Annotated in this window: 20 protein-coding genes and 2 pseudogenes; all 22 read left to right on the forward strand. The window is 36.9% G+C overall.

Features of this window, described 5'->3' with window-relative positions:
• Window positions 1-21 precede the first annotated feature (21 nt).
• The 22 genes and pseudogenes from IGI96_RS14830 (at window position 22) to IGI96_RS14935 (ending at window position 24,840) form a co-directional block, all read left to right on the forward strand.
• Window positions 22-5,241, forward strand: a complete 5,220-nt coding sequence (locus IGI96_RS14830) for a VaFE repeat-containing surface-anchored protein (RefSeq protein WP_438785291.1) — start codon at window positions 22-24, stop codon at window positions 5,239-5,241.
• A gap of 219 nt (window positions 5,242-5,460) precedes the next feature.
• Complete coding sequence (locus IGI96_RS14835; RefSeq protein WP_438785292.1) at window positions 5,461-5,748, forward strand: hypothetical protein; 288 nt, start codon at window positions 5,461-5,463, stop codon at window positions 5,746-5,748.
• A 22-nt stretch (window positions 5,749-5,770) separates the two neighbouring features.
• Window positions 5,771-6,787: a hypothetical protein gene (locus tag IGI96_RS14840; RefSeq protein ID WP_438785293.1), complete on the forward strand. Its 1,017-nt coding sequence runs from the start codon at window positions 5,771-5,773 to the stop codon at window positions 6,785-6,787.
• Between the two features lie 14 nt (window positions 6,788-6,801).
• Window positions 6,802-8,478: a hypothetical protein gene (locus IGI96_RS14845; protein WP_438785294.1), complete on the forward strand. Its 1,677-nt coding sequence runs from the start codon at window positions 6,802-6,804 to the stop codon at window positions 8,476-8,478.
• A gap of 51 nt (window positions 8,479-8,529) precedes the next feature.
• Window positions 8,530-9,033 (forward strand): annotated as a pseudogene (locus IGI96_RS14850) (glucosaminidase domain-containing protein); the annotation flags it as partial.
• Between the two features lie 75 nt (window positions 9,034-9,108).
• A pseudogene (locus IGI96_RS14855) lies at window positions 9,109-9,564 on the forward strand (CHAP domain-containing protein); the annotation flags it as partial.
• A gap of 16 nt (window positions 9,565-9,580) precedes the next feature.
• Window positions 9,581-10,189: a hypothetical protein gene (locus IGI96_RS14860; protein ID WP_438785295.1), complete on the forward strand. Its 609-nt coding sequence runs from the start codon at window positions 9,581-9,583 to the stop codon at window positions 10,187-10,189.
• Window positions 10,190-10,262: 73 nt separating this feature from the next.
• Window positions 10,263-10,568 carry a hypothetical protein gene (locus IGI96_RS14865; protein WP_438785296.1) on the forward strand — a complete coding sequence of 102 codons (306 nt, stop codon included), beginning with the start codon at window positions 10,263-10,265 and terminating at the stop codon, window positions 10,566-10,568.
• A 202-nt stretch (window positions 10,569-10,770) separates the two neighbouring features.
• Window positions 10,771-11,565: a conjugal transfer protein gene (locus IGI96_RS14870; protein WP_438785297.1), complete on the forward strand. Its 795-nt coding sequence runs from the start codon at window positions 10,771-10,773 to the stop codon at window positions 11,563-11,565.
• 28 nt (window positions 11,566-11,593) lie between these two features.
• The gene (locus IGI96_RS14875; RefSeq protein ID WP_438785298.1) at window positions 11,594-11,884 is read left to right on the forward strand and encodes a hypothetical protein; all 291 of its coding nucleotides are present in this window, start codon (window positions 11,594-11,596) and stop codon (window positions 11,882-11,884) included.
• Window positions 11,874-12,275, forward strand: a complete 402-nt coding sequence (locus tag IGI96_RS14880) for a TcpE family conjugal transfer membrane protein (RefSeq protein ID WP_438785299.1) — start codon at window positions 11,874-11,876, stop codon at window positions 12,273-12,275. Before IGI96_RS14875 ends, IGI96_RS14880 begins: the two co-directional genes overlap by 11 nt.
• A complete protein-coding gene (locus tag IGI96_RS14885; RefSeq protein WP_438785300.1) occupies window positions 12,272-14,776 on the forward strand; it encodes an ATP-binding protein in 2,505 nt (834 codons plus the stop codon). The genes IGI96_RS14880 and IGI96_RS14885 overlap by 4 nt, the downstream gene beginning before the upstream one ends.
• Before the next feature lie 20 nt (window positions 14,777-14,796).
• Complete coding sequence (locus tag IGI96_RS14890; RefSeq protein WP_438785301.1) at window positions 14,797-17,289, forward strand: hypothetical protein; 2,493 nt, start codon at window positions 14,797-14,799, stop codon at window positions 17,287-17,289.
• An 8-nt stretch (window positions 17,290-17,297) separates the two neighbouring features.
• Window positions 17,298-19,448, forward strand: coding sequence for a TraM recognition domain-containing protein (locus IGI96_RS14895; RefSeq protein WP_438785302.1), 2,151 nt, complete (start codon window positions 17,298-17,300; stop codon window positions 19,446-19,448).
• A 326-nt stretch (window positions 19,449-19,774) separates the two neighbouring features.
• The gene (locus IGI96_RS14900) at window positions 19,775-20,323 is read left to right on the forward strand and encodes a peptidase (protein WP_438785303.1); all 549 of its coding nucleotides are present in this window, start codon (window positions 19,775-19,777) and stop codon (window positions 20,321-20,323) included.
• Window positions 20,324-20,331: 8 nt separating this feature from the next.
• A complete protein-coding gene (locus IGI96_RS14905; protein ID WP_438785304.1) occupies window positions 20,332-20,787 on the forward strand; it encodes a hypothetical protein in 456 nt (151 codons plus the stop codon).
• Between the two features lie 346 nt (window positions 20,788-21,133).
• On the forward strand, window positions 21,134-21,286 hold the full coding sequence (locus IGI96_RS14910; protein ID WP_438785460.1) for a hypothetical protein: 153 nt from the start codon (window positions 21,134-21,136) through the stop codon (window positions 21,284-21,286).
• On the forward strand, window positions 21,286-21,486 hold the full coding sequence (locus IGI96_RS14915; RefSeq protein WP_438785305.1) for a hypothetical protein: 201 nt from the start codon (window positions 21,286-21,288) through the stop codon (window positions 21,484-21,486). The genes IGI96_RS14910 and IGI96_RS14915 overlap by 1 nt, the downstream gene beginning before the upstream one ends.
• Window positions 21,487-21,593: 107 nt before the next feature.
• Window positions 21,594-21,836, forward strand: a complete 243-nt coding sequence (locus IGI96_RS14920) for a hypothetical protein (RefSeq protein ID WP_438785306.1) — start codon at window positions 21,594-21,596, stop codon at window positions 21,834-21,836.
• 619 nt (window positions 21,837-22,455) lie between these two features.
• On the forward strand, window positions 22,456-23,436 hold the full coding sequence (locus IGI96_RS14925; protein WP_438785307.1) for a replication-relaxation family protein: 981 nt from the start codon (window positions 22,456-22,458) through the stop codon (window positions 23,434-23,436).
• Window positions 23,437-23,539: 103 nt separating this feature from the next.
• Window positions 23,540-23,992 (forward strand): hypothetical protein, encoded by a 453-nt coding sequence (locus IGI96_RS14930; protein WP_438785308.1) that lies wholly within the window; start codon window positions 23,540-23,542, stop codon window positions 23,990-23,992.
• A 296-nt stretch (window positions 23,993-24,288) separates the two neighbouring features.
• On the forward strand, window positions 24,289-24,840 hold the full coding sequence (locus IGI96_RS14935; protein ID WP_438785309.1) for a phospholipase A2 family protein: 552 nt from the start codon (window positions 24,289-24,291) through the stop codon (window positions 24,838-24,840).
• Window positions 24,841-25,010 lie beyond the last annotated feature (170 nt).

A 25,010-nucleotide genomic window follows, 5' to 3' on the forward strand; every position in this document is an offset into this window, starting at 1 on the left:
AACAGAAAGGAATGAATTCTTGTGTCACAAAGAACAAGAAAGAATTGGTTAAAAGCAGCTGCGGTTCTGGCATTTTCTCAGTTTTGCTTTTTGACGGGTACGTTTCAAGCACAAGCGGAAGAAACAACACCCAGTCAACCAGCAGTAGAAACAACGGTACCAGCTCCTGTTGAAGCCGTTGAAGTTCAACCGGTAGAAGAAGCCGTTCCAGCTGTAGAAACACCAGCTGAGCCTATGCCAGAGACCGATGCACCGACAACCAACTCAAAAGCAGCTCTTGATCAAACGATCGGGGAAGCGCAAAACCCAGGAGACAGTCCAGCGGTCACACAACCTGCAGAAACAGAAATTTCACCGGAACCATCAGAAGAAAGCACGTCGAATACGACATCTTCTTCTGAACCAACAGAGGCAACAACTCCAGAAGATCAACCAGACTCTGAGGTACCTGCTTCGACAGAACCATCTGTAGAAAAAGCAACGGATGTATCTGCTGTTGACACAGAAAAACCAGCGGAACAACCAGTAGACACTAAGGATACGGAAGAGAAGACAGAAGAACCTGTAGTCGCTACTGACACGAAAGAAACGACATTGTCGGAGAAAGCAGCAGAAGAAACATCTGTTGTTACTCAACCACGATCAGCCCGTGTTCGTCGTGCCGCAGTTTCTACACGTGCCGCAAATACGGCAAATGTAAAAATGACAGAAGTTGCTCCACAACCGACAGAAGGTGTCTATTGGGCAGAGATGCGTTTACCAAATGGAACGCCATTTGCTTATGATAAAATTGATCTTTTTGAAGTCAATGGGAAAGTTGCCTTTTGTATTGAACCTGGGGTAGAAGGTGCTTCAGGGACATTTACAGAATCTGCATTAGATACGTATTTGAAAAATGCAGATATTCGTAAAAAAATTGAGTTAATTGCATATTTTGGCTGGGAAGATAGTAAAGACAAATCACTTCATCGTCGAATTGCAACACAATTATTTATTCATGAACAGTTGAATTCAACTCCGTTGATGGTTAATAAAGTGTTGAATTATGAGGCATTTAAAAATGAGATAAATCAGAAAATAGCGACATTTAATAAAAAAGTGTCTTTTGCTGGGAAAACCGAAACTGTTAAAGTCGGCGAAACAATCACTGTTACAGATACGAATAATTCTTTAGGAAATATCAAAAATATAACTCCTTCTAAAGGGATTACCGCAAAAATTCAAGGAAATCAATTAGTCATTACTGCAACGAAAGACGCACCTGAAAAAGCAACTATTAAATTAGATAGGATTGATTTTTTAGGTACTCCTATGGTGTATAAGAAATCAGGAAAACAAACGATTGCTGTTCTTAATCCGGAAGAGCCAGGACGATACACATTAAATTTAAATGTCCTAAAACAAGGTAACCTAGAAATTTTAAAGATTGATGCAGACACAAAAGAACCTTTAGCCAATGCAGAAATCAAAGTCACAATTGCTGGTAAAGATCAAACCGTGAAAACGAATGATCAAGGAATTGCGACGATCAAGAATATCACGCATGGCACCAAAGGGACCGTTGTTGAGATCAAAGCGCCAACCGGCTATGTATTAAACGAAACAAGCAAAGATTTTACGATTGAAGCCAATAAAACAATCAAAGTGACCCTTGAAAACAAAGCGCAAAAAGGGACCATTACGATCGATAAATCAGGGGTAGAATTCAATAAAACTATGCCAAATGATCAATATACATTGGCTGGAAATGTTTTTGAAGTGTACGCTGGACCAACGATTACAGGTGATCTTGTAGACACAATTACGACGAATGATGCAGGAAAAGCCCAAACAAAGGCATTACCTTTAGGCACGTATACAATTAAAGAAACAGCTGCCTCAAATGGATATGTGCTAAACACTGCTACATGGACAGTAGACATTGTTTATGCAGGCCAAGATGTTGAAGTTACAAATGTAGATCAAAAAATTCAAAACCAAGAACAAAAAGGGATTGTGCGCATTTTCAAACAAGATGAAGAAACTGGAAACAACGCACAAGGTGCTGCGACCTTAGAAGGCGCAGTTTATGGATTGTACCAAGCAGACGGTATGAAAATCAAATCTGTTACATTGAAAAATATTAACGGAAAAGTCCAAGCAGAAGTCCGAGATTTAAAATTAGGGGAATACTTCTGGATCGAGGAAAAAGCGCCAACCGGATACAACTTGAACACAAATAAACTTACTTTTGATCTTGTTTATGCCGGTCAAGGAGTAGAAACAGTCACTGTGGAAACAACGGCAAAAGATCAAGTGATCAAAGGAACGATTGAAGGGGTAAAAGTCGGCAATAAAGACTTTGTGGACACGAAAGATCCTGACAATAAACCAAAATTAGAAGGCATTGAAATTTCACTGACCTCGAAAACAACAGGCAAAGTCGTTAAAGCGGTATTGACTGACCAAGACGGTTACTTTACCTTCGGTAAAAATGCGGTTGTCGTTGATACCTATAGTGTTTCTGAAACCAAAGGCAAGGAAGGATACAAATTGTTTGAACCGTTCGAAGTAACGATTTCTGAACAAGGTCAAACCTTCCGTTATGTGTTAGAAGACCAAATCATTGAGCAACAAGTCAAAATTGTTAAAGTCGATCAAGAAACAGGCAAAGTGATTCCACTTGCTAATACGGAGTTCAAGATCTTTGACACCTTAGCGAATGAGTATGTTACTTTTGCGATTCCAAACGATACCGAAGTAACGGATATTTTCCGGACAAATGACAAAGGCTACCTTGTTACGAACGGTACGTTTACCTATGGAAACAATCGCTACCGTATCGAAGAAATCAACGCACCGAGAAATTATGTGTTGAACAAAACACCATTGGTGTTCTCGATTACGGATGATACAGAACCAATCAAAGTGATCAATTTTGCGAACCGTCAAGCACGTAAGAATGTGAAATTGTTCAAGTATGAAGAATGGAATAACAAACAAACGCCACTTGCAGGTGTTACTTTTACTCTGTATAACGGAGAAGGAAAAGCTTTAGGAGAATACACCACCGATACTAACGGTGAACTCCTGGTCAAAGGCTTAGTCGCTGGATCTTACTACTTTGTCGAAAAAGCACCATTAGAAAGCTTCCAACCAAATACAGACAAACAAGCATTCACTATCACATTCAAACAAAATGCGCCAGATGATGGCGAAACGCTGCTGGTTTCCGTACGCAACTATTTGATTCCACCAACACTTGAAACACAAGCATCGAATAAAGAAGACGGAGAAAAAGTGGTGGATCCGTTAGAAACGATCGTCATTAAAGACAGTGTTTCTTATACGAACTTGTTTGTCGGCAAAGAATACACCATTTCAGGTATATTGATGAACAACGCCACAAATGCGCCGATCCTACAAGATGGTAAAGAAATCAGAAAAACGTTGACCTTTATTGCAGACAAAGCTAATGGCACAAAAGACCTGGAATTTGTGGTCAATGCCAGCGTCTTAAAAGGTCAAACCATTGTTGTCTTTGAAAAACTCTTCCGTGATGGCATTGAAGTTGCGGCACATGAAGACATCAACGATGTATCCCAAAGTGTGAAAGTAAATAACCCAAGCGTTCATACCACAGCTGTCTTTGAAGACGGGTTGACGGTCGCAGACCCAACAGGGCTGTTTACATTAAACGATACCGTTGAAGTTAAAGAGATCCTTCCAGGAAAAGCTTACTTGGTCAAAGGAATCTTAATGGACAAAGCAACCGGTGAAGTCTTGCTTGTTCATGATCAACCGGTAGAAAGTGCGGTTGGCTTTATTGCCAAAGCAGAAAATGAAACGGTGATCGTGCCATTTACCTTTGATCTAACCGGCTTAAATGGTCGTGAGATTGTTGTGTTTGAAAGCTTATTCAGAAATGACGAAGAGCTGGCAAATCACAAAGATATCAACGACAAAGGGCAAACGGTACGTATCACCAATCCAGCAATCGGCACCAAAGCAACAGACAAAGAAACAGGATTACAAGTGATTGATCCATTGGCTGTTGTAACGATTACCGATGCAGTTGCCTATCATGATCTGATTGTAGGAAAGACGTATACAGTCAATGGGATTTTGATGGACAAAGCAACAGAACAACCAGTGCTAGTAGGCGACGAAGAAGTCACAAGTACGTTGACGTTTGTAGCAGAAAGTACCGACGGTACAGTCAACTTAGACTTTATCTTTGATGCTCGTGCGTTACGTGGAAAAGAAGTGGTCGTCTTTGAAGATCTCTTTAGAGACGGTGTATTATTAGCCTCTCATGCGGATATTACGGATGAAGGGCAAACGGTACGGGTAACGAATCCAGGTGTTCGTACCACCGCTACACACAAAACAACTGTCTTGAAAGTGGTCAATCCATTAACGAAAGTCACCATTACAGACGCTGTGAGCTACCATGATTTGATCATTGGTCGCAAGTATACAGTAAACGGTATTCTAATGGATAAAGCAACAGAACAACCAGTGCTAGTAGACGGCAAAGAGGTCACCAGTACGTTAACCTTTGTGGCAGAAAGTACCGACGGTACAGTAAATCTAGACTTTATCCTAGATGCTCGTGCGTTACGAGGCAAAGAAGTGGTGGTCTTTGAAGATCTCTTACGAGAAGGTGTATTATTAGCTTCTCACGCAGATATTACCGATAAAGACCAAACCATCAAAATCGTTCATCCAACCATTACGACCAAAGCTACGAATAAAAATGGTGGAAAAGAGATTTTAGACTTGCCAAATCAACCAGTGCTTGAATGGGTCAAAGTAGACGGTCTAGCAATTGGTCAAATTTATCAATTGATTGTACAAGGTTACTTGACACCAGACGGTACACCGTTTGAAGGCACACATGCCGAAAAAATCTTTACGGCAGACAAAGAAACCATGGAATTCTTGTTTGAATTCTTGGTAGACGGTCGAAACCTTGCCGGAAAAGGCTTGAGTTTTGCGGAATGGCTTCAAGCCAAAACAGAAGATGAGGAAGAAACATTTGAAGAAGTGGCGAAACACAATGTGGATCTAACAAATGAAGATCAAACGGTTCAAATTGTGGAAGCACCAAAACCACCACAACCAGTGAAAGCAGCTTCTGTAGTACCAACGTTGCCAAAAACAGGATCTGAAGATAACCATGTATGGGTCGTGATTGGATTAATTTTTGTCCTTGCGGCAGGATTGATAGGTTATGACTTATACAAGGTCAAAGACTAAAAAGGGCTAACAAGCGGTTAGACAACTAGCTGTTTGTTTTTAGACAATTTGGAATGATCAAGAAAGAGTAAGAGAGTTGGTTATTAGACTACTCACAACATTCTAAAAAACGGAAGGAGGAAAGCTCCTTATCGCTTACTCTTCAGTAAAAGGCAGCACAACAATTGGTTGTGTTGTCTTTTTCTATTGATAAAAGATATGAAGCAAGAGGAGACGAATATGAACAATACATTAGTACTTGTTGCCTTTTTTTTAGGGATTGGTATGGGGGCTTACATTCATGCAGTAGTTATGCCTCTTTTACTTAAAGATGAACGTTTTGTTGAAAAACAACGAGATCAAGCGATTGAAAAGAAATATGGATGTAAGAGAAATGAATTTACATATTTCTTTGAAGGGAAGGATGATTTTTATATCTTGACGTTAGGAAATCAGGAAAAACGTATTAAGTTTTCAAAGAATCGTCCATTTCAAATTATTTATGATGAGGCAGTCACATTTGATTAATTGATAGAGGGAGGAGGAACGAATGGCAACCTTTTGTTTTTTAGAAGTTGAAAATATAGAAGTTGCAATTGGACGACCAATCCCATTAGAAAAAGCACTTGAATTACTAAACAGAGAAAATAGAGTTGCAAAGGAATCAGAAATTGAAATGTATTTTGCCTATAGTATTTCAGAGGATGAATCAGAGTTGCTACAAGGAGAACTGACCTTTCCGATAGATAATTTTGATTTGTTTAATGAGATACAAAAGGATTTGTTGGATACAGTAGATGGAGAAAGCGAGGAGTTACAAGAATTTATCTTGTATCTTGAAAAATTATTTCCTCAAAAAAAGAAGCGTATCCCAACGAAAAAGGAAAGAACATCCAAACTTGAAAAAAAGAAAAAAATTAGAAAAAAAGCCATGAAAAAGCAGTCTTCAATTTCGTTAAAGAAAATAGGGATTGCTTTTTTTTGTATCGTTGTTCTTACTTTAATGGTTTTATTAGGCATAAAAATGGTTCCTCAGTTTTTTGCCGAGGAGGTTCCAAGTTATCAGGAACTCATATACTCTAAAGACTATGAAACTGCTGTAAAAACTTATCCTGAAAAGATAGACGATATAGAAAACTATCTTTATCAAAAGGTACTTGAAAACAAAACAGATGAAACTATGAATTCTTTAAAGACTTTCGTTGAGAAAAACAAGACGACTTTTGGCGCATTTGATCTTGCTATATTAAATGCAAATTATGCTGAAGTTATCAATTCCTATGAAAAGAACACGTCTAGTTTTAGTGGAGATAATTCTCGACTTGAATTAGCAGGTTATGCCTATTTAAAAAGCGATAATTTAGAATTAGCAAAGGATATTTGCGATCAAACGTCCAGCCTTGCTCTAGAAGAAAAAATTTTCACTTATGAACAACTAAAGCAAGCGATCGATGAAAAAGATAAAGAACTGGAAGAACTAGCTAAAGGCGGCAGTAAAAACAGAGAGAAGGCAGAATCAGTGGCAAAAGAAAAGTTTGCCCTGAAAGAAGAACTTCTGAATTTATAGAGGAGTGTTTACCAATGAACAAAAAGCAACTTAAAGTAAAAATGATAGGTATAACTTTATTTAGCGCCATTTTTTTGGGTGGAAGTATTTATGGGCTTACTCAAATGAATTCTGACCAAGCAAGGAATCAATCGACTGCAGAATCAATCAGTGGATTCAAACCTATGGAGAGAAGTCAGGATAGCCAATCAGCGATCGATTCCGTAAAGAAAGCACAATCAAACACAGAACAAAACAATAAAAATCCTATTGATCAAACGAAAGAAAATAATAAATCGTTAGCTGTTCAGGATTTTTCACTATTTAAATCTAGTTCGAATCCAGTCGAAAACACTGTACAAAAAGATTTACTCATTTTTGATACCCTTGCTACTAAAGCAGATAAGGAAAATATTGTTACGGTATCAAATAAGCCAAAAGAGGAAAATACAGCCATTGACCAGCCGGATTCGAATGAACTTCCAGATGATAGCAATGTGCTACCTGATCCAAAGCCGATTGATCCTATAATTCCAGAACAACCGATTATCCCAGAAGTGCCAGTTGATCCAGAAATTCCAGTAATCCCCATAATTCCTATCGTTGTTGATTATAGTGAATTAGAAAGTGTGGTGGAAAATTCCGCTAATATCGACAAAAGTCTATTTGTGTCTTCCAGTGTCTATGCTTTTACTTGTGAATATTCGATAGCCGAGCAAATGATACAGGAAAGAACAGCAAGTCAAACTCAAGTGAATCAACAAGTACAGGCCTTAAAAACAGCGATTGAGAATCTTGTGAAAAAGGGAAACACTAGCAGCCTTTCAGAGCTGATTTCCCGTTTGTCAGATATCGATAGAGAAATTTACACAGTTGAAAGCTTAAATGTATTCGATCAAGCGTTTAACGAAGCAAAAAAAGTTGTTTCTGAAAATGATTCGTCACAATCATCGATCGATGCTTCTTATGCCAAGTTAGAAAGTGCACATGATCAATTAAGAAAGGTCGATCAGCCTGACCTATCGTTAATTTATTTGGCACGTTTGGTCAAAGAGTGTGAAGCACTATCAGCAGAAGACTATACACCAATTTCCTATGCTGTCTTATCTGATAAATTGACAGTGGCAAAATGGTTGTTACAGCAAGAATCAGTACAAGAAAATGATGTAAATTCGGCCTATCAAGAATTGGTTGAAGCCAAAAATTCATTAGTCAATAAAGCAGATAAATCCCGATTAATTTCGATTATTACTTCTGCTGAACAGCTAATTGAAGAAAATTATACAACTGAGAGTTGGGAAATATTTATTGGTTCATTGACATACGCTCAAGCGATTTCTTCAGATGAAAATGCAACTCAAAATGCTGTTGATTCAGCTATTTCAGTCTTAGAAGGTGCTATAAATGAACTAGTTAGTAGTCAAGTTGAAGCATCTGAAGAAGAAAGTGAAGAATCTGATCAATCAGCTGCTGATGAAAGTGATACAGGAGAGGAAGTCTTGCTAGAAGTAACAACACTTGAAGAACCAGAAAACGATAACCAAAGTAACGTTACCAATTCAGAGGAGTTAAGTGGTCAAGAAGTCGAATCTGCTCCTGGAGAAGTTACCAGCGTTAACAAAAGTATAGAACAAGATAGTTACTTTAAAGAACCTTTAGCAGATATGACGGAAGATCCTATTTCGGATAATTCAGTTGAATCGAATGTTTAGGTTTTACTTGTTTATAGGACTAGGTGAATCATGAAAAAGAAGATAGTTATTATGTGCTTTCCGTTAGCCGTTTTTACCGTTTCTTTTTTCATTTTAGTTCTCGGAGTCGTTAGCGGAGGTAATGAAACGAAAGTAGCTGGGGACTTAGGTTCCGGTTGCTCTGTTATCACAGGAAGCTACAACGCTGATTTGGTGGATTCTGTTCTGAAAGACGCAGGTGCCTTTGCTGGTCAGAGAACGGCCTTTGAATATGTTGGGAAGAAATACAATGTTGATCCGATTTTGCTAATTGCTATTTCTCTGCATGAAACTGGATGGGGGAAAAGCGCGGCAGTAATAAATCATAATAATCCTAGTGGTCAAATGAAAGGAAGTACAATTATTCATTTTGCGACGTTGGAAGAAGGGCTAGATATGACCGGGCAAACGTTAAATAATTTATGGAATGAGCGTGGATTGAATACAATCGAAAAATTAAGTTCTGCTTATGCCCCGATTGGTGCTGCTAATGATCCAACAGGATTAAACGTCTACTGGGTACCTACTGTGACAAGCATGATTGAACAATTAGGTGGATTATCAGGAGGAGTTACCGGAGGAGGATGTACATCTACGATACAAGTGAGTTCAGCAGGTCTTGATCACTTACAATCGCTACTAGGCCGTTCTATTGGTAATGGGCAGTGTTACGCACTATCTGCTGAATATAGTGGATTTATGGGTGGTGCGGGGTTAGGTGCGGGTACTAGTTACGGACTTTCTCATGTAATTGGAAGTACAGAATCAGCTTCAGATATTGGGAGTGCCTATAATTGGTCGGCGCTAAGTTGGACAGTGATTAAACATCCAACGTATGATCAACTCGTTCCTGGAGCGATTATTAACTGGTCAAGAGGTGGTCAAGTGGCGTCATGGAGTGCAAGTGCCGTTTGGGGACATACCGGAGTGATCCATGGATTATCCAATGGAAATATTTTAACCTATGAGCAGAATACGGAAAAAGGTCAAATTGTAGCTACATTTGAACGGCCTTATAATGGACCAAATTCGATTGCATCAATCGTCATTCCACCGGATACGAAATGAGAAGGGGCGTGAAGAGGTGAAAAAGAAACATACAATTAGTACTTTTGTCATCTTATTGTTTATGGGTGGTTTTTTTGTGGCAAAAGGCTTACAAGGAGACACTGAATCACCAACGATGGAATCCGTGGAAAAAGTTAGTGACAAGGAGCGAATACAAGTCTTAGAAAAAGAGTTAGAAACATGGAAAGAACAAAGGACAAAAAATGATCAAGATCAAGCGCGGTTAGAAAAAGCTAAACTAGAAGAGTCGATACTGAAGACGCATGATCAATTTGTAGAAGCAATGTTTACCTTCGAAAGTCCAAGTAAAAAGAATGAGACGTTGATTTCGTTTATCTATAATGAGCAGCGAGTTAAGGCTTTGTATTTAGATAAAGAACCAGAAGGCTATCCGGAACTCACATCAAAGTTAGTCGATCATCGGAACTACTTCCGTCAATTGGATGAAGTGAATTACGAAGTGTTATCGACAGTAGAAATTTTCTATAACCATGATCAAGATCAAAGCCAGTACTTGTTTTTATGGGCACAATACCGCAAAACAGAAGATGACCAATGGAAAGTATACTATACACGAACATATGACAATCCAATTCCAGATCTTTATGAAGAAGGAAATCGGTAGGAAATACGTGAAGAAACAAGCAGAAATGAATGTTATCATAGTTGCTTGTTTTTGTGAGTAGGAGGGAAAAAGAATGGATCAAGAAATCCAGTTAGACCATCAAAAGGAAACAGAAGAAAAAATTGCCGTGGGTTTTTCCCATTTATGCAATAAAGAACAAGCAGTTGTTTATGTATTGTGGCTGATTCATAGAAAAAAATTAAGAATTGGTAGCAGATTGTACTACGAGCCTCTGCAACAGAAATTTCAGATTACAAAAGCACAGTGGGCACTAGTAAAAGAATTCTTATCAGGGGCAAATGTACTTGTCGATCAAGTAATTATTGCGGACAAGCTGGAAAAACCATTACTAGAAAGGTTTCAAATTGTAAATGAGTGAACGGAAAATCTCCTATAATCCTCAAGCGTTCAAGAAGTCCCCCGTTGTGCTGGAGGAACAGTCTTCTAATAAGAAGAAAAAAATGAAGAAGGAAAAAATAGCGCGAAGCACTCGAAGTATACGTTTTGAAAAGCGGGGGATTCGAAGCTATTTGACCATTTTCTTTTGGACAGTGTTTTTATTTTCGCTAGGAATGAATATGATGAATTTTACCCGTTTCAATTATGTTCTTGACTTGGCGAACAAAAATTTGGCACAAGCCGAAGCGAGTGGCCGAGGCGCTACAGAAACTATGGATCAGTCTGAAGCGCAGTTTTACGCAAAGAACTTCATAAGATTGCTTTTTACTGTTGATGAGACAAATCGAGAAAGCAGACAGGAACAGCTGCAAAGGCAGTTAGCTACCAATCTAAATAGCATGAACTTTCTTAGTCAGAATTCAGAGACAAAACAGAGTGTTTCGCGAATTGAATTGATCTCTAGCCATATTACAAAGAGTGGGAAAGACGCACTTTATGCGTTTACCTATGAGGTAACCTATGAAACATCGGATAAATCGGTTACGACACAGCTGAAGTTGGAGACGTCCATGGCAAATGGAGACTTTAAAGTCGTGAATTATCCAACCTATTTGAACATTGAACCATCTGAAAATAATCAGTCAAATACGTATGCGTATGATCAGTCAATCTATTTTACGAAAGGAACCGAAGTAGATAGCGCTGAGAAAAATAGCATTGAAGCGTTTATTAGAGACTTTTTTCAATTGTATGTGACCAATGATCGGAACTTGAAATTTATTTCGAATGTTCAGGGAATCAATGCGGAGTCACTTAATAATGTGAATGTTCAAAACATCGTTGAAAAGAATGGCATGTACATTGTGGAAGGAACATATTCATTCTTCTATATAGAAAATAGTGAATTAACTTCCTATTTCCACGTCCAAATTGAAAAAACAACGGATAGCTATTTTGTAAAAGGCTTGTCAGAATAAGAAAAATAACTAGAAAAGAGGAATTACAATGAGTTTAAATTTTGAAAGTTTATGGAATAATTTTGCCCCACAATTTTACTTTATTTTAGTATTTTGTGGAGTAATTGCAGGATTTGGTGCGCTCTTAACCAGAGGCGCAGGTGCAATGTTTGGCACCTTGCTTATCGTGGTAGGGATTGGTGTTATGTTTGCGATTTTAGGGAATTTACAAGCAATTTCTGAGTGGTTCTCAAAAATGATCGTGAAAACTGGATTTATTGTGCCTCCTATTATTGAAGGATCAAGTGAAATGATTCGAGGTGTATTTCGTGGAATATAATTATACCAAAGAGTGGAAACAACCGCATAAGGTTTATAAAATAGGAGCATTTAATCTTTCCCGTTTCTTTCCTGCCGGGTTGAAACTGTCCTATGTAGTGACCACTACAGTATTTATCGTGCTCTTTGGTATTGTTGCTTTAATAACAGCTATTAAAGGGATTGCTTTTATAAGCAGTCTCTTTTCTAAATCTTGGTTTATTATTATCTTTTTCATTATCCTTTTCTCTTGGATTTTGTTTTCGATGACTTGGGATAATAAGAATGCGTATCGTTATCTAGTAAGTCAGATTCGATATGGGAAAACCAAAGAAGTGAAGATTGAACATGAAGACTTGGTGGTGTATGACCAGTTTATAATTACATATCAAAAAGGAGGGAAAAGAAAATGAAGACAAAGATTGCCCTTGCAGAATATCCAATTGAAGCGCAATATCGTAATTTTTTATTCGCTAAAAATGGGGATATTTGGGTCGCATATTTTTTGGATAATGTTTATTTCCCGGTAAATGATCCTGAATTTTTTAAGCCGTATGTGGATGAGGGAAAAAATATATTTGCACATGATGAATATGAGTATCATTTTATAAATATCCCCACTTCTTTTTCTTTAACGAAGCATTTCCAAACGATAAAAGATGAATTAGTAAAAGGAGAGTTGGCAGATGTCGGACGTTATTACTATGATGAAGCGGCATATATTTTAGATAGAGGACTTCAAGTCACAAAATATTCTACCCTACTATTAGCCAAATTAACGACCGTTCCTCCAGTAGTGACACCTAAGGAATACTATGAGTTATTCAAAAACTATTTAGGAGCTAGGCTCAATGAGATTGTGACTGGTCAACCAGCGGCGACACAAGTGGCACCAAGTGTTTATGTGAAAAAAGAAGAAACGCTTTTTCAAGATCTCAGTGCTTATAAAACTATTCGACGTCCCTCAGAGAAGGAATTGGAGAAAGTAATGTACTACTTTTTCCATAGAGGAAAAAAAGTTTTACCTACAACATTCTCGAAATTTGAGGTAAACGAAGGAGAACTATCGAATAGTAAAGAAGGATATTTGATTCATCGACACATCGGTAGTTCGTATTGTGAAGCGTTTCTTCCACTCATCGAAATGCCGAGCAGTTTGTTAGGAAGCGGGTTTATTCAAGAAGTTCAGACAAGTTGTTATTTCCCTATTGAAACACAACTTCGCTTACGGTTTGCGAATAAGTCCGCAGATATTTCTCATGTGCGGAAAATGTTTAAGAAAATTAAGAATCAAATGGATGAAGCCGATCTAGCAGATGCGGAATTAGATGATGATGAAGTTATTTTAGAAGGAGATATGCGTTTAAAGCAATTAAATCGTGATTTGAAGCGAGAAGATCGACGGGTAGTGAATATGTCCGGGTGGTTTGTTATTGCAGCGACGGCTGAAGATGAATTAAAAATTCGAATAAATCATCTAAAAAGTATCCTAAAAGGAACTGCCTATAAAATCTATCAACCGCAAGCCGATCAAATGACACTATTCCATCAATCTCTTTTAGCCACGCCATACACATTTAAAGACTATGAGTTAAAGGTAACTACAGGTTACGTAATTGACCTTGGATTAGATTTGTATCGGACAATCGGTAATGTGTACGGCTTTCCACTGGGGAGAGGAATCAATCAAAAAAAATATCGTGATGTTGACGAAGCTCTTGCATATTCAAGCCAGCTAATTTGGTTTGCGCCGCATTTAGCAAAGAAAAACATTGAGGGTAGTCTTCATAGAAACGGAAATACTGTCATAGAAGGTCCATCTGGGCAAGGGAAATCGATGCTTGTCAAATATATTTTTTTTTGGCTCATTTTCTTTGGCCAAAAGACTCTCTATATCGATCCTAAAAATGAAATGGAAAAATTTGTAAAAAAAGCAACGGAAACATTTCATTACATGTCTGAATTTATCACTTTATGTGAGTCGATTAATTTTATCACTATTTCCACAGAGGAACATTCAAGAGGAATGTTAGATCCTTTGCTGATTTTGCCAACAGAACAGGCAAAAGTTGAAGCCAAAACCATTTTGAACATTCTAGGGGAAGTAAATCAAAATCCTCAAACTGCTAAAAAATACAAAGCGATCATAGTAGAAGCTTTAAATGATGTGATGGATCGTCCGGAAATTCCAACGAATCTTTCCAATGTGATCCAAGTAATCAAATCCAAAGATAAAGATTTAGGAACGACTATCGAAAGTTATAAAGAAGGGATCGGGAAAGTAATTATTGGAGAAAATGATAGCAAAGGGCTTAATTTTTCTGCACAAGTAAATGTATTAGGGATTCAAGGGTTGAAAATGCCTACAGAGAAAGAAAAGCAGAATGATCGTGACAATTTAGGGAATGAAAAAATTGCCAGTGAAGCAATTATGGATGTCATTATGCACTTAGTTGATGTGTTTTCAACGAATAGTAACGAAGATGCAAGTATTATTTTTGATGAAGCCAAAGGCTTTACAAGTACCCCTCGAGGACAAGAGTTAGTAGAAAATGGCTTTCGTAAAGGTCGAGCCTATAATACTGATATCTATGCGTTAACACAGTCACATTCTGATAACGATAGTGATGAAATGGAAGATCTCGTTTCATATAAGTTTGCTTTTCGTCCAGGATCCGATGAACAGTGTAGAAAAGTATTGAAGTTTTTCGGTATGTCTGTAAACAAGGACAACATAGAAATGTTGAAAAATCTCAAACAGGGAACGTGTCTTTTTCATGATCATATGGGGCGCAATCAGCCGATTGCGATCGATGTGTTGTTTGTGGAATGGCTAGAAGCGATCAAAACAACAGATACGACAGATGAAACAACCCAAAGAGCCTTAGAACTTGAGACAGTCAATCAATTTTAACGAGTAAAGGAGGGCATCAGGTGAAAATAAGATGGCAGCTGCTAGGAATAGCAGCATTTTTTACGTTCATTTTTTCTGGATTACTCGCAAGTGTTACACAAGCTGAAGCGGCCAGTTCACCATATGTAATTGGTCTTACAATAAGCGAAAACAATGGCTCTGATGGAAATTCTGGTTCAGACGGCAACTCAGGAACTAGCGGGAATAGTGGCGAAAGGGGCAATTCTGGAATAAGTGTTAATGAAGAAGACGATTCCTTCGACGTACAAAAAAAAGACCCTACGGACGATATAGATGAAATATATGATCGTTATAAGGATAATAGTTTTAGCTTAATGAATGTTGAATATGATTCGTTGAATATTATTAATACCTTCTTACAAAATGCGAACTCATGGCTGAAAAACGTTACTTTCTCGATTGTTGTTATGATTGGGAAATTTAATGCCGAATTAACGCATATCCTATTTTCGATAGATATTGCAAAAGAGGTGAAAGAACCTTTTCAAGATATGGCTTTGTTACTAGCGGAAAAAATGAACGATGGTGCTATGACGTTAGGCATTGTCATAATCGCTTTGGTAATGATCTTAAGATTCACAGCTTCAGGAAGAATGATTGAAGCTGTGAAAATTTTTTGCCTTGCATTACTCGTGGGCATTTCATTTGCGACGTTTACTACGCCAAAAGGGAATGAATTCTTTTTTGATTCGGTGTTGGAGGTCGATCATCAAATTGAAAACATGTTTGCAGGTGTCAATCCTCAATTCCAACCAAATGAAAATACAAACCAGACGGTGGCCGAAAAAGTTCGTTCGGAAGTGTTTTATTCGAATGTCTATCAGCCGTATTTATATATGAATTATGGGACAAACCATACAAAAGAGATTCGGAAACAGACGATTGAATACGGAGGGAAGTCATATGACCGAATTGGTGCATTGCTTGATAATGATGGCGCTAGTAAGAAGCAAGTGAAATTTGTCCAAAAAGTAACAGATTATGAAGCGGATGAACTCAATAATTCAACGATCTCCTATACCAATAGTCTTGCGCTGACTGGATTCAATGTTCTTTATATTCTAACAAACGGGATTCAAACCATTGTCTTTTCTATTTTGGGCATGCTGCGAATTGCGCTACAGCTACTGCTAATTATTATTCCTGTTTTCCTACCTATCGCACTGTTCTTAGCTATGTGCTTCGTTGATAGTGGTATTCTTGGCGGTTATTTCAAAGGGCTTTTCTCATTATCGTTAATCAAGAGTGGTTTATCCTTGTTTACACTGATTTTTGTGAGTTATATCGCTTTAGGGTATAAAACTATTCAGTCTTCAGACAGTGTTATTAAGTCTATTATTACCATTATTGCTTGGATACTTGCACCGCTGACCATTTATGTGTTCCGATATCTGTTAGCTAGTGTATTCTCTTCTCGAGTAAGGTTGTTATCGGGTGGCATGATCAATGCAGCTTTTCATCCTTTTCAGTCTGCTAAAAGAGTCAATAACCAGCGAGAAAAAGAACGGAGTCAGCGTGAAAAGGATCGAGACCGAAAACGAAAAGAGTTTGAGAAGAAGAAAAAAGCACAAGAAGAAAGTGGCGGTAAAAATCCGACAAATGAGCTTAATTCTCCGAAGCAAACAAAGACTAACAAGAAGAATACAGCTCGCTTTGATCGATTAAGTAAGGCAGGCAATAACACGGAAGCAAATTCTCCAGGCACAGAAGAAAATGAGAATGGACTTGGATCTGGCAAGAATGCTAATCAAAATGCCGAGAACAAAGATGCTAAAAACCAACGCCTTAGAAAACGAAAAGAAGTTGCTGAAGCTCAAAAAGATTTGACAAATAGAGAGGATCAAACAGCTGGCAGCCAGTCAAGTGGTCAAGGAGACGACTCCGAAGAATTGAACCGACAACGGTTACGCCAAGTGAAACGTCCTACGCCTGAAGCGACTGAAGATACAGAAAATCGATCGGAATCAGGATCATCCAATGAACTCAAAAAAGGAAATATACCGAAGAATCAATCTGACAATGATCAAGAGGCGCGTCAGAAGCACGCTCAGAAGGTTTCAAATGAAAAAACAGAGGGTAAGTTTATTAAGTCGGTCGCTAATCCTCGTAATCAGCAACGTGAAAAAGATGAACGAGTTGAACGAGCAAAACAAAGAAATTCCGACAGTAGATCCTCACAGCCTAAAGATACGAATAAGTTAAACAAGACGACACAAACTCTAGGAAATACTAGCAACAAAAAAGAAGTACGCGTCCACGACGTTGGCCAAAGAAACGGTGTGAAATACAACAAAGAAACTGGCGAAATCCTACAAAAAAACGAAAGAATTGATTCAAATAAACGGCAAGTATCGTTGGATAAGAAATTGCAATCTCAAGTAAAAGGGATAAGAAACGTACAGGAACAAGAGCCAAAAATAGAAAAGAGTTTTTCAAAACGAAACCGAGTAAATAAAATCCGAATACCAATAAAAAAGCAAAAAAGGAAGTGAAATAAAAGATGAATCTTAGTTTCTTTGATCAAACGTTCCAAAAAAATCATCATAATGCCAATCAAAAACCGACAGGAAGAGTAGATCTGTTATATACCTCAATTGTTTTTTGGGGTATTTTTTTCTATCCTTTTTTGATCGTTGGGATACCTCTCGTTCTTTATTTTCGCCATAAGGATAGGAAGGAATATCGTGAACATTTAGGACAACTAGATTACGAATCGTTCTTTACCAGACATTTTTCGACATTTGTCCTTGCGGCCATAATCACGTTTGTTTTAAATGCAATGCTATTCTTATTCGTGATTCCCGAAGCGTATCTATCGTGTTATCTTCTATTTCCGTTCAATCTTTTTCCGACAACGTTACATTTTTCTTTTGTCTCTTTGCTTGCTTTATTGCTAGGTGCTGTCGGTCAGGCGTTTATCCTTTTGTGCGTAAATGCCTTTATCGATAAGCGTAAGGTCAAAGCGAAGTCTGAAGAAATTATTGAGATAAAGCAGTCAAAAGAATACAAGGAGCGTCGTGAAAATAAATTTGAGTTAGTAGCGAAAGAAGAACGAATCTTTCGTGCTGAACGACAAAATGCGCTTTTATCAGGAGAAGAAACAGAGGAAGCGCAGTTTTCCGATCTTATTTTCATCGGAGTAGAAGAGTACGGAAAACGATATACAATGAAGTTTTCTGAACTTAATCAGCATGCTTTAATTGATGGGACAACGGGGAGTGGGAAGACAACACTGCTAATGATTTTTGTTGATCATGCTATACGAAACAAGATACCGATTTTCTACATCGATGGCAAAGGTGCCAAGGATACGTTGAACTCTATTCGTACGATTGCTAGTAAGCATAAAAAGAAAGTAAAGGTGTTCAGCGATACAGAAAACGTCCGCTATAATCCGATTAAACATGGAAATAGTGTAATGATCCGCGATCGATTAGTAACGCTAGCGGAAACCGAGAGTGTTTTCTATTCAGCAGCAGCGAAATCTTTGTTACAATCAACTGTTTTATTGTTGGATACATTTCAACTTTCGCGTACGTTAGCTAATTTATCTGAGTATTTTTCACCTAGAAAGGTACTCATGCTTTTTCTTAATGAAGAAGTAAAGAAAAAAGAAAAACTCTTATTTGTAAAACAGAAAAAGAAAATTCAGAAAAGAAAAGAAGTCCAGGAAGAAGAGGGAGAACAACAACGAAAAAAGACTAAATTACAAAAGCTTTCAGAAGACCTTCAGTCTGATTCAAAGCAAGAACTCGATGTGATCGTGGAATTAAAACCGGAAGAAATGGCCCTTGAAGATTTATATTGGTTTATTCGTAGCCATTGTGATTTGTTAGAAGAAAAACAGAGGGAGTTATTTCAAAAATTATTTATGCGTTATGACCATAAAGATTCCCCCTTTTACTTATATGCGACAGCAGAGTCACTACAAACCAATATCAATATGTTATTAGATAGTGAACTTGGAGATCTGTTTAATACGGAAGAAGAAGGGATTGAAGAACTAGATCTATTGGAAGATAGTAAGAATCAAGAAATCATGTTTATCACTTTAAATGGTTTGGTATACAAGGATTACATTAAGACGTTAGCTCAATTTTTTGTGAGTGAAATCAATTACTTGGCGTCAGAATGTTATGGAAAAGATGAGTTTTCGCCATTTTTGTTAATCTGTGATGAACCGTCGGTATACATTAATAAAGACTTTCTAGATACAGTTAACAAAGGCCGTGGAGCAGGACTTCATACAATCTTCAGTCCGCAAATGATTGCGGATATTTCAGCAGTCGATGAGATTTTAGCTGAACAATTGCTAGGAAACTGTAATACGTATTTTATCGGACAAACAAACGCATCTAAAGAAATCGATGTATGGTCGTCACTTATTGGAACATATAACGATACTGAAAAGACGTCTGTTATTGAACAAGAAGCAGGTTATAGTGACTTGGAAAAAACTGATTGGGTTGCATCAAGAGGGACGATGCGTAATGTTAGAAACTTCGTTGTCCATCCAGATGACATAAGAGATATCCGTCAAGGGGAGTTTGTCGTCTATCGGAAATCAGGGAGCATACGCGAGCAGGCAAGAAAAGTTTATGTTGCCAATCCTGCTGGAAGAAGTCAAAAAGAAGCAAAAAGAAACGAGTGAGGTAAAAAACTATAAAATATTTTGATAGGAGATGGGTGAATTTTTCTGAGGTTTGTAAACAAAGTGCTTATTAAATAACTATAATTATCAAATGAAGTTTAAAGGAACAAGAACTATCGACAATGCAAATAACGGTCATAAGAGTAATTATACTGTGAAAAAAGCAAAAAGAATAGACTGTTTTTTCGATGAAAGATGTGGCACACTCCAGTTGTGAAGGTTGTTACAAGGCAGAAAGGAGTAAAACAGAAAGCGGGAAAAGTTCGCTTTGGAAACGACAAAAAAAGTAAAAATAACTACTAGCCAAATAAAAAGGAGGAGATAGAATGTTTCGATTGTTGAAGTTGTTTTCGTTTGTTGGGGTGTTATTGCTTGGATTTAGTGTATTAACTGGTGTTGGAACAAGTGTATATGCGGCAGAAGAAAATGATGAAGTGAATCAGACAATTAAAAATGAATTGATAGACGAATTGACTTTTTATTTTGAAACGGTTGGATCTTTTGATGAAAAGGGCGTTTATCATTTGAAAGATTTCAATGCGATTCGTGAACGTGCAAATCAAGAAAATGAACAAGGCGAAGCTGCAAAAGTATTTTATGAACATATTGTTGTGCCAAGGTTACAGAGAATGGATTGGAAACGATATGCTGGTTGTGTTGCAGTCAATTCGTTACCTGGTGGTGGAGTGGCTTGGGCTATAGGCACACAAGGAAATTTTATTGAAGCATTGAAGGCTTTCAATTTTGAAAAAGCAGCGGATATCTTAATAGATATTGCAGAAAAACAATTAGGAAAGGCAGCGGCCAAAGAATTGGCCAAGATAAACATTGTAGCAGGAATCGCAACAGCTGCAGTTAGTTGTGCAATGGAATAGTATCAGATATGAAGACATTAGAAGATGAATATGATGAGTTTAAACAAGCCATGTTGGCGGAAAGTATTGATTTAAATCATAATTATATTCGAGTGGAAAAGGCCTGTTCCCCTGTTCTAAATATGCTTGGTGGCGGGAATGGTATTTATCAACTATTTTTTACGGATATTTGTTGGTTGGTATTTTTAAAGCAAGAATTACTAATTGTTAAGGAAAAAACAAACAAAAAGGAAGATCATTTTGAGTTTTTGTTATCCAGGATTAGTTATCAAGAAGTGATAACTTTTTCAATAGAAAAAGTTCCTTTTTGGGGAGAGTATTGTTTGAAATTAAAATATGGTCGGAAAAAGAGGTATTTTTATATTGATGGAGATGATGTTTTTTCATTTGGTAAAGCAGATATCTCTAGTGTTAACTTCCGCTTGTTGTTAGAAAATCATTTTAACGGTTTATTAAAGAATTAGTGCCAACAAATTTGGATTTGGTTTCTATAAGTATCAAAGAAAGACTTCGTTTGTATCTGAAGAGGGAGCGAAGTCTTTTTTTTTGATAGGAAGATGGAAAGATTCCTATTCTTATATTCAATAGTTTTTGTGAAACTGTCTCTTAAGGGTATGCCCGTAGGGGACAGTTTCTTTTTGCGAGATTTTACAAAGAAAAAGTTGAAAGAACGACAAAAAAGCAGGAATCAAGATTGCTAAACAGGAAGGAAGATATAAAGGACGTCCGGTGAAATATCATGTTGAAGTGCAAGGCGCTGACAAGCTTGTATAGGATCGAATTGTTCAACAACTGGCTAAGGGAATCTCAATTGCGGAAATTGCGAGGGAGCTAAAATTGACGAGAAAAACGATTTATGCGGTAAAAAAACGGCATCTACTGTATGTAAATCGGCAGCAAGAACAAAGGAGAATGTCACAGGCTTGGATGGAAATGAATAGAGACAAAGGAGAGGAATGTTGATGCCTTCGAATAAAAAAATAAAGAAAAAAGAACAAGAAAAATTAAAGATGTTACGGATGCTTTGTGAAAAACAACCGGAATTGTTAATTATTCAATTGGCGGAATTGATTGAAGAAACGCTGGAAAAAACATTCATCTGGATAAAAGTATATGAACTTCCTTATCATTGGAAGCTTCTTCCGAGAGGAAAATCAGAATAGATTTTTTGGGGAAATCTTGATATAGTAGAAATAGATTTGTTTGTCATTTAGACTTGCGTTGCCCGTTAGTGAAGTTTCAGGCAACGCTATTTTTAGGGGGAACGATGATGGAAGAACAAATGATTTTTGAAAAACGTTGGCAGCTTGCGCCCATTCAACAACGGACAAGATATCGCCAACTTCTATCGCATTTCCCAAAAATTGAGTGGACGACAAGAGAGAAAAGTGCGTTGCTTTGGTTATGTCAATTGGACATCGATACGTTTGAAACTATCGAAGAAATCTTAAAAAAGTCCAACAAAGCGAGAGCCAAGAACCATCAGTTAGTGGAAATAATCGGTAAGGAATAATAAAATATTAGGTAAATCTTTCTGGAGATTTACCTTTTTTTGTGCGAAGAAATAGCAAAATTTCACTTGAACGATTCAAAAATTTTCGGGGGAATTCTGTCAATGTTTCGCTAAAACTTGAGAGGAGTTTTGACAAAGTTTTGATAAAAATTTGTCGAAGTTTCGTCAAAGTAAGCCAAAAGTTTTGATAAAGTAATTCGAAAGTTTCGACAAAATTCTGTCAATGTTTCATCAAAACAAGGCAAGAAAATCGATTAAAAACAATTGTGGATTTGATTAAAAAGCAATGGAAACGAAAATTCAAATCATCTAAAAGTCAGCTGGAAATAAAAAAACGGCCGTTTTTTTGATCGCACTTTTGCAAATAGGGTAAGAATAGGGTAAGAATAGGGTAAGAACAGGGTAAGAACAGGGCGACGCGGGCGCGCCGGGGCAAAACGTTGATAGGACGGGCTTCACTCGTTCTTTTTGCGGAAGCAAAATTCTTGACCATTTACGTCCAACGTGGGAAAAACCCACTTGTTAGACGTAAATGGTCAAGAATACAGAACGAGTGAAGCCAATAAACAAGCCCTGGCGCGCCCGCTAAACGATCGAAAACTTGAACTGGAAATAAAAAATGGAGGAAAACAATCTTTCGACACATTCAGATATAAATCAAAAAAGGAGAACAAAAGCTCAACCCCTCCCCCCTCTTTCAAGCTCTTTTGAAAGAGGGGGAATCAACCCCTGGGACTGCGCCCCAATGTTCTTGGGGCTGTCCAGAACACAAAACAATAAAAGAGATTCACTCAATAAGTATGGAGGAAAGTTAATGAAAGAATTATTGTATGGTACTTGTTTTAGTTATCAAAAAGTAAATACGGATTGGCTGATTTTGAATCTATTGCATGAGTTGCGGATTATGACTGTAAAACAAATTTGTAAATTGATTAATCAAGAAATATTTTTTGATGAAAGTTCAGTTTATAGGCGGTTAACCTCATTGCTCAAACTTGAATTGGTTGACTACATTCAAATGAAAAAAGATTCAAATATTCGATACTTTTTTCTAACAAAGAAAGGGCATAACTCAATCGGTGGGTTGTATTCTTTCCCAAAAGTTCCGGAATATAATCTGAAACATCATATCGAAGTAACCAATTATTTAATAGAGTCGCTGGCTTTTGCGAAGCAAAAGCCTACCTTTTACCTTGCACAAAGCGAACGTCGGCAGATGTATGAGAAAAAAGATTTTTCAAAATTAAAAAAAGGAACAATTTTTCATGTATCAGATTATATGTTGCGTTTTGAAAACCAGTATGGAGAGAGAAGTGATTGGTATTTTGAAATTGAATTGACGTTGAAGTCGCAAAATCGATACATTCGATCGATTTTTCCGAAATATATTACTTTGCTTCAAAACAAACTAGACTATCATGTTGTGTATGTAACACCTAGTCGGATTATTTACGATTCGTTAGATACATTTAAAGATTATTTTGAGGTACAGAGCTTGGAGAAAGAAGCGTTTGAGCGGTTGCATATTCTTTCTAGTCAAAACTTCGAAAAAGAGTTAAACCTTCTTTTTACTGAAAATGAGTTTATCAATTCGAAATAAAAAATTTGTTCATAGAATAGTATGAAACTAGCAAGATGATTTAGAAAGAGAACAACCGCAGATGTAGAATAAAAAATAGAAAAATAGGAAAGAAGGATCTATTGTGAAAAAGGTATTTGTAATGCTTATTGTATGTTTGACTATTGTAGGAAGTGGTGTAGCATTGAAGAATTTATTTTCGGAGAAAGAAGCACAACATGAAACAACGAGCACAGAAAAAGAACCAGCTCCTGAACTAAGTTTGGAGGTGGAGATTTTAGATACGGAACAAGAGGTAGTAAAAGAAGAGGCAATCAATGAAATCTATGAAGGAGAGCTGGCATTTGAGCACGCAAACCCAACTAAAAATTACTTAATAACAATAAAAGTTTTAGATGAAGATAATCGTGAATTTGTAGGCCCGGATAATAATGCATTGAAACTTGAAGAAGAAGTGATTTTAGGGAAAGAAAAAGGAAAAATTCATTTGGTATTAAAGGGGACTAAACCAATGGTGGAGCATATTCAGAAATTAAAAAATGTGCAAGTATCCGCAGATATGACAGAGAAAAAATAATTGAGAAAACAGGTAGCGCCTAAATGGTACTACCTGTTTTTTTTGAATGGAAGACAAAAGTTAAAATAACAAACATAATTAAATGGTTTTAAAATAAAAATAAATTAAATATTACAATCAATTTAATTATACAGTAAAAAAATAAAAATAAAAGACTGTTTTTAAAAGTATTTTTATGGAATACTTCAATTGTAAAAACTATCACAAGGATAGGAAGGAGGCGAATTAGTGAGGATAATTATTCTTGTTGATAGTAAAAGATAACAAAAAATAAACTATAGAAAGTGGATGATAGTATGAATTTACGAGTATCACAATGTTCAAAGTTTCTTTATTTGGTAATTGGATTAGTAGCGACAGTAAGCATATTATTCGGAGTTTCTATAAAAGGATATGCTGATGAAAACTTTGTTGAAACAGAGGTTAATATTGAGAGCTTGAAGAAATATTTATATAATGAAAATGAAAAAATTTATTTTGATGTTGGTAAAGCTGAACAATATGGAGAATCAGAATTTATTTTAGAAATAGGAAATACGTACAATTTATTAGCAAAGCTTGATGATAGCACTACAGAAGGAAAACGAAGAGTTGTACGTGCCATCAGTATTCCAATATATGGGAATTACTGTGGACCAGGTACAGATTTTAACAATGCAGGAAATCCAAAAGATCAACTAGATAAGTATTGTATGTATCATGATTTGTGTTATGGCGCAAGAGGATGGGGAAATAAACAGTGTGACAAAGAGTTTGTTTCAAATCTTAAAACAGGATTACGTAATGGTACAATAAAAGGAACTTGGGCAAAAACAGTAGCTAATGCTGCTATTTTATACTTTTCTTAATGAATAGGTTGTGATACGCATGAAAATATTGAAGTATATAGCTGTAAGCACTGTTTTCATCAATATTATTCTCAACCTTTTATTTTTCACGATGACAACTATTGATGCCACGATACTATTATTTAGTTTTCCTATAGGAATTGTGGGGATTATAGCTAGTTGTTATCTAG

Origin of the sequence: Enterococcus sp. DIV0421, from assembly GCF_051713745.1 — a bacterium.
GTDB classification, from domain to species: domain Bacteria; phylum Bacillota; class Bacilli; order Lactobacillales; family Enterococcaceae; genus Enterococcus_D; species Enterococcus_D casseliflavus.

Excerpts from the sequence above, each read along its gene's own strand:
- IGI96_RS14835 (WP_438785292.1), top strand. The coding sequence starts at position 5,461 with ATGAACAATACATTAGTACTTGTTGCCTTTTTTTTAGGGATTGGTATG.
- IGI96_RS14840 (WP_438785293.1), top strand. The coding sequence starts at position 5,771 with ATGGCAACCTTTTGTTTTTTAGAAGTTGAAAATATAGAAGTTGCAATT.
- IGI96_RS14845 (WP_438785294.1), top strand. The coding sequence starts at position 6,802 with ATGAACAAAAAGCAACTTAAAGTAAAAATGATAGGTATAACTTTATTT.
- IGI96_RS14865 (WP_438785296.1), top strand. The coding sequence starts at position 10,263 with ATGGATCAAGAAATCCAGTTAGACCATCAAAAGGAAACAGAAGAAAAA.
- IGI96_RS14870 (WP_438785297.1), top strand. The coding sequence starts at position 10,771 with ATGAATTTTACCCGTTTCAATTATGTTCTTGACTTGGCGAACAAAAAT.
- IGI96_RS14875 (WP_438785298.1), top strand. The coding sequence starts at position 11,594 with ATGAGTTTAAATTTTGAAAGTTTATGGAATAATTTTGCCCCACAATTT.
- IGI96_RS14885 (WP_438785300.1), top strand. The coding sequence starts at position 12,272 with ATGAAGACAAAGATTGCCCTTGCAGAATATCCAATTGAAGCGCAATAT.
- IGI96_RS14895 (WP_438785302.1), top strand. The coding sequence starts at position 17,298 with ATGAATCTTAGTTTCTTTGATCAAACGTTCCAAAAAAATCATCATAAT.
- IGI96_RS14900 (WP_438785303.1), top strand. The coding sequence starts at position 19,775 with ATGTTTCGATTGTTGAAGTTGTTTTCGTTTGTTGGGGTGTTATTGCTT.
- IGI96_RS14905 (WP_438785304.1), top strand. The coding sequence starts at position 20,332 with ATGAAGACATTAGAAGATGAATATGATGAGTTTAAACAAGCCATGTTG.
- IGI96_RS14915 (WP_438785305.1), top strand. The coding sequence starts at position 21,286 with ATGCCTTCGAATAAAAAAATAAAGAAAAAAGAACAAGAAAAATTAAAG.
- IGI96_RS14920 (WP_438785306.1), top strand. The coding sequence starts at position 21,594 with ATGGAAGAACAAATGATTTTTGAAAAACGTTGGCAGCTTGCGCCCATT.
- IGI96_RS14925 (WP_438785307.1), top strand. The coding sequence starts at position 22,456 with ATGGAGGAAAACAATCTTTCGACACATTCAGATATAAATCAAAAAAGG.
- IGI96_RS14935 (WP_438785309.1), top strand. The coding sequence starts at position 24,289 with ATGAATTTACGAGTATCACAATGTTCAAAGTTTCTTTATTTGGTAATT.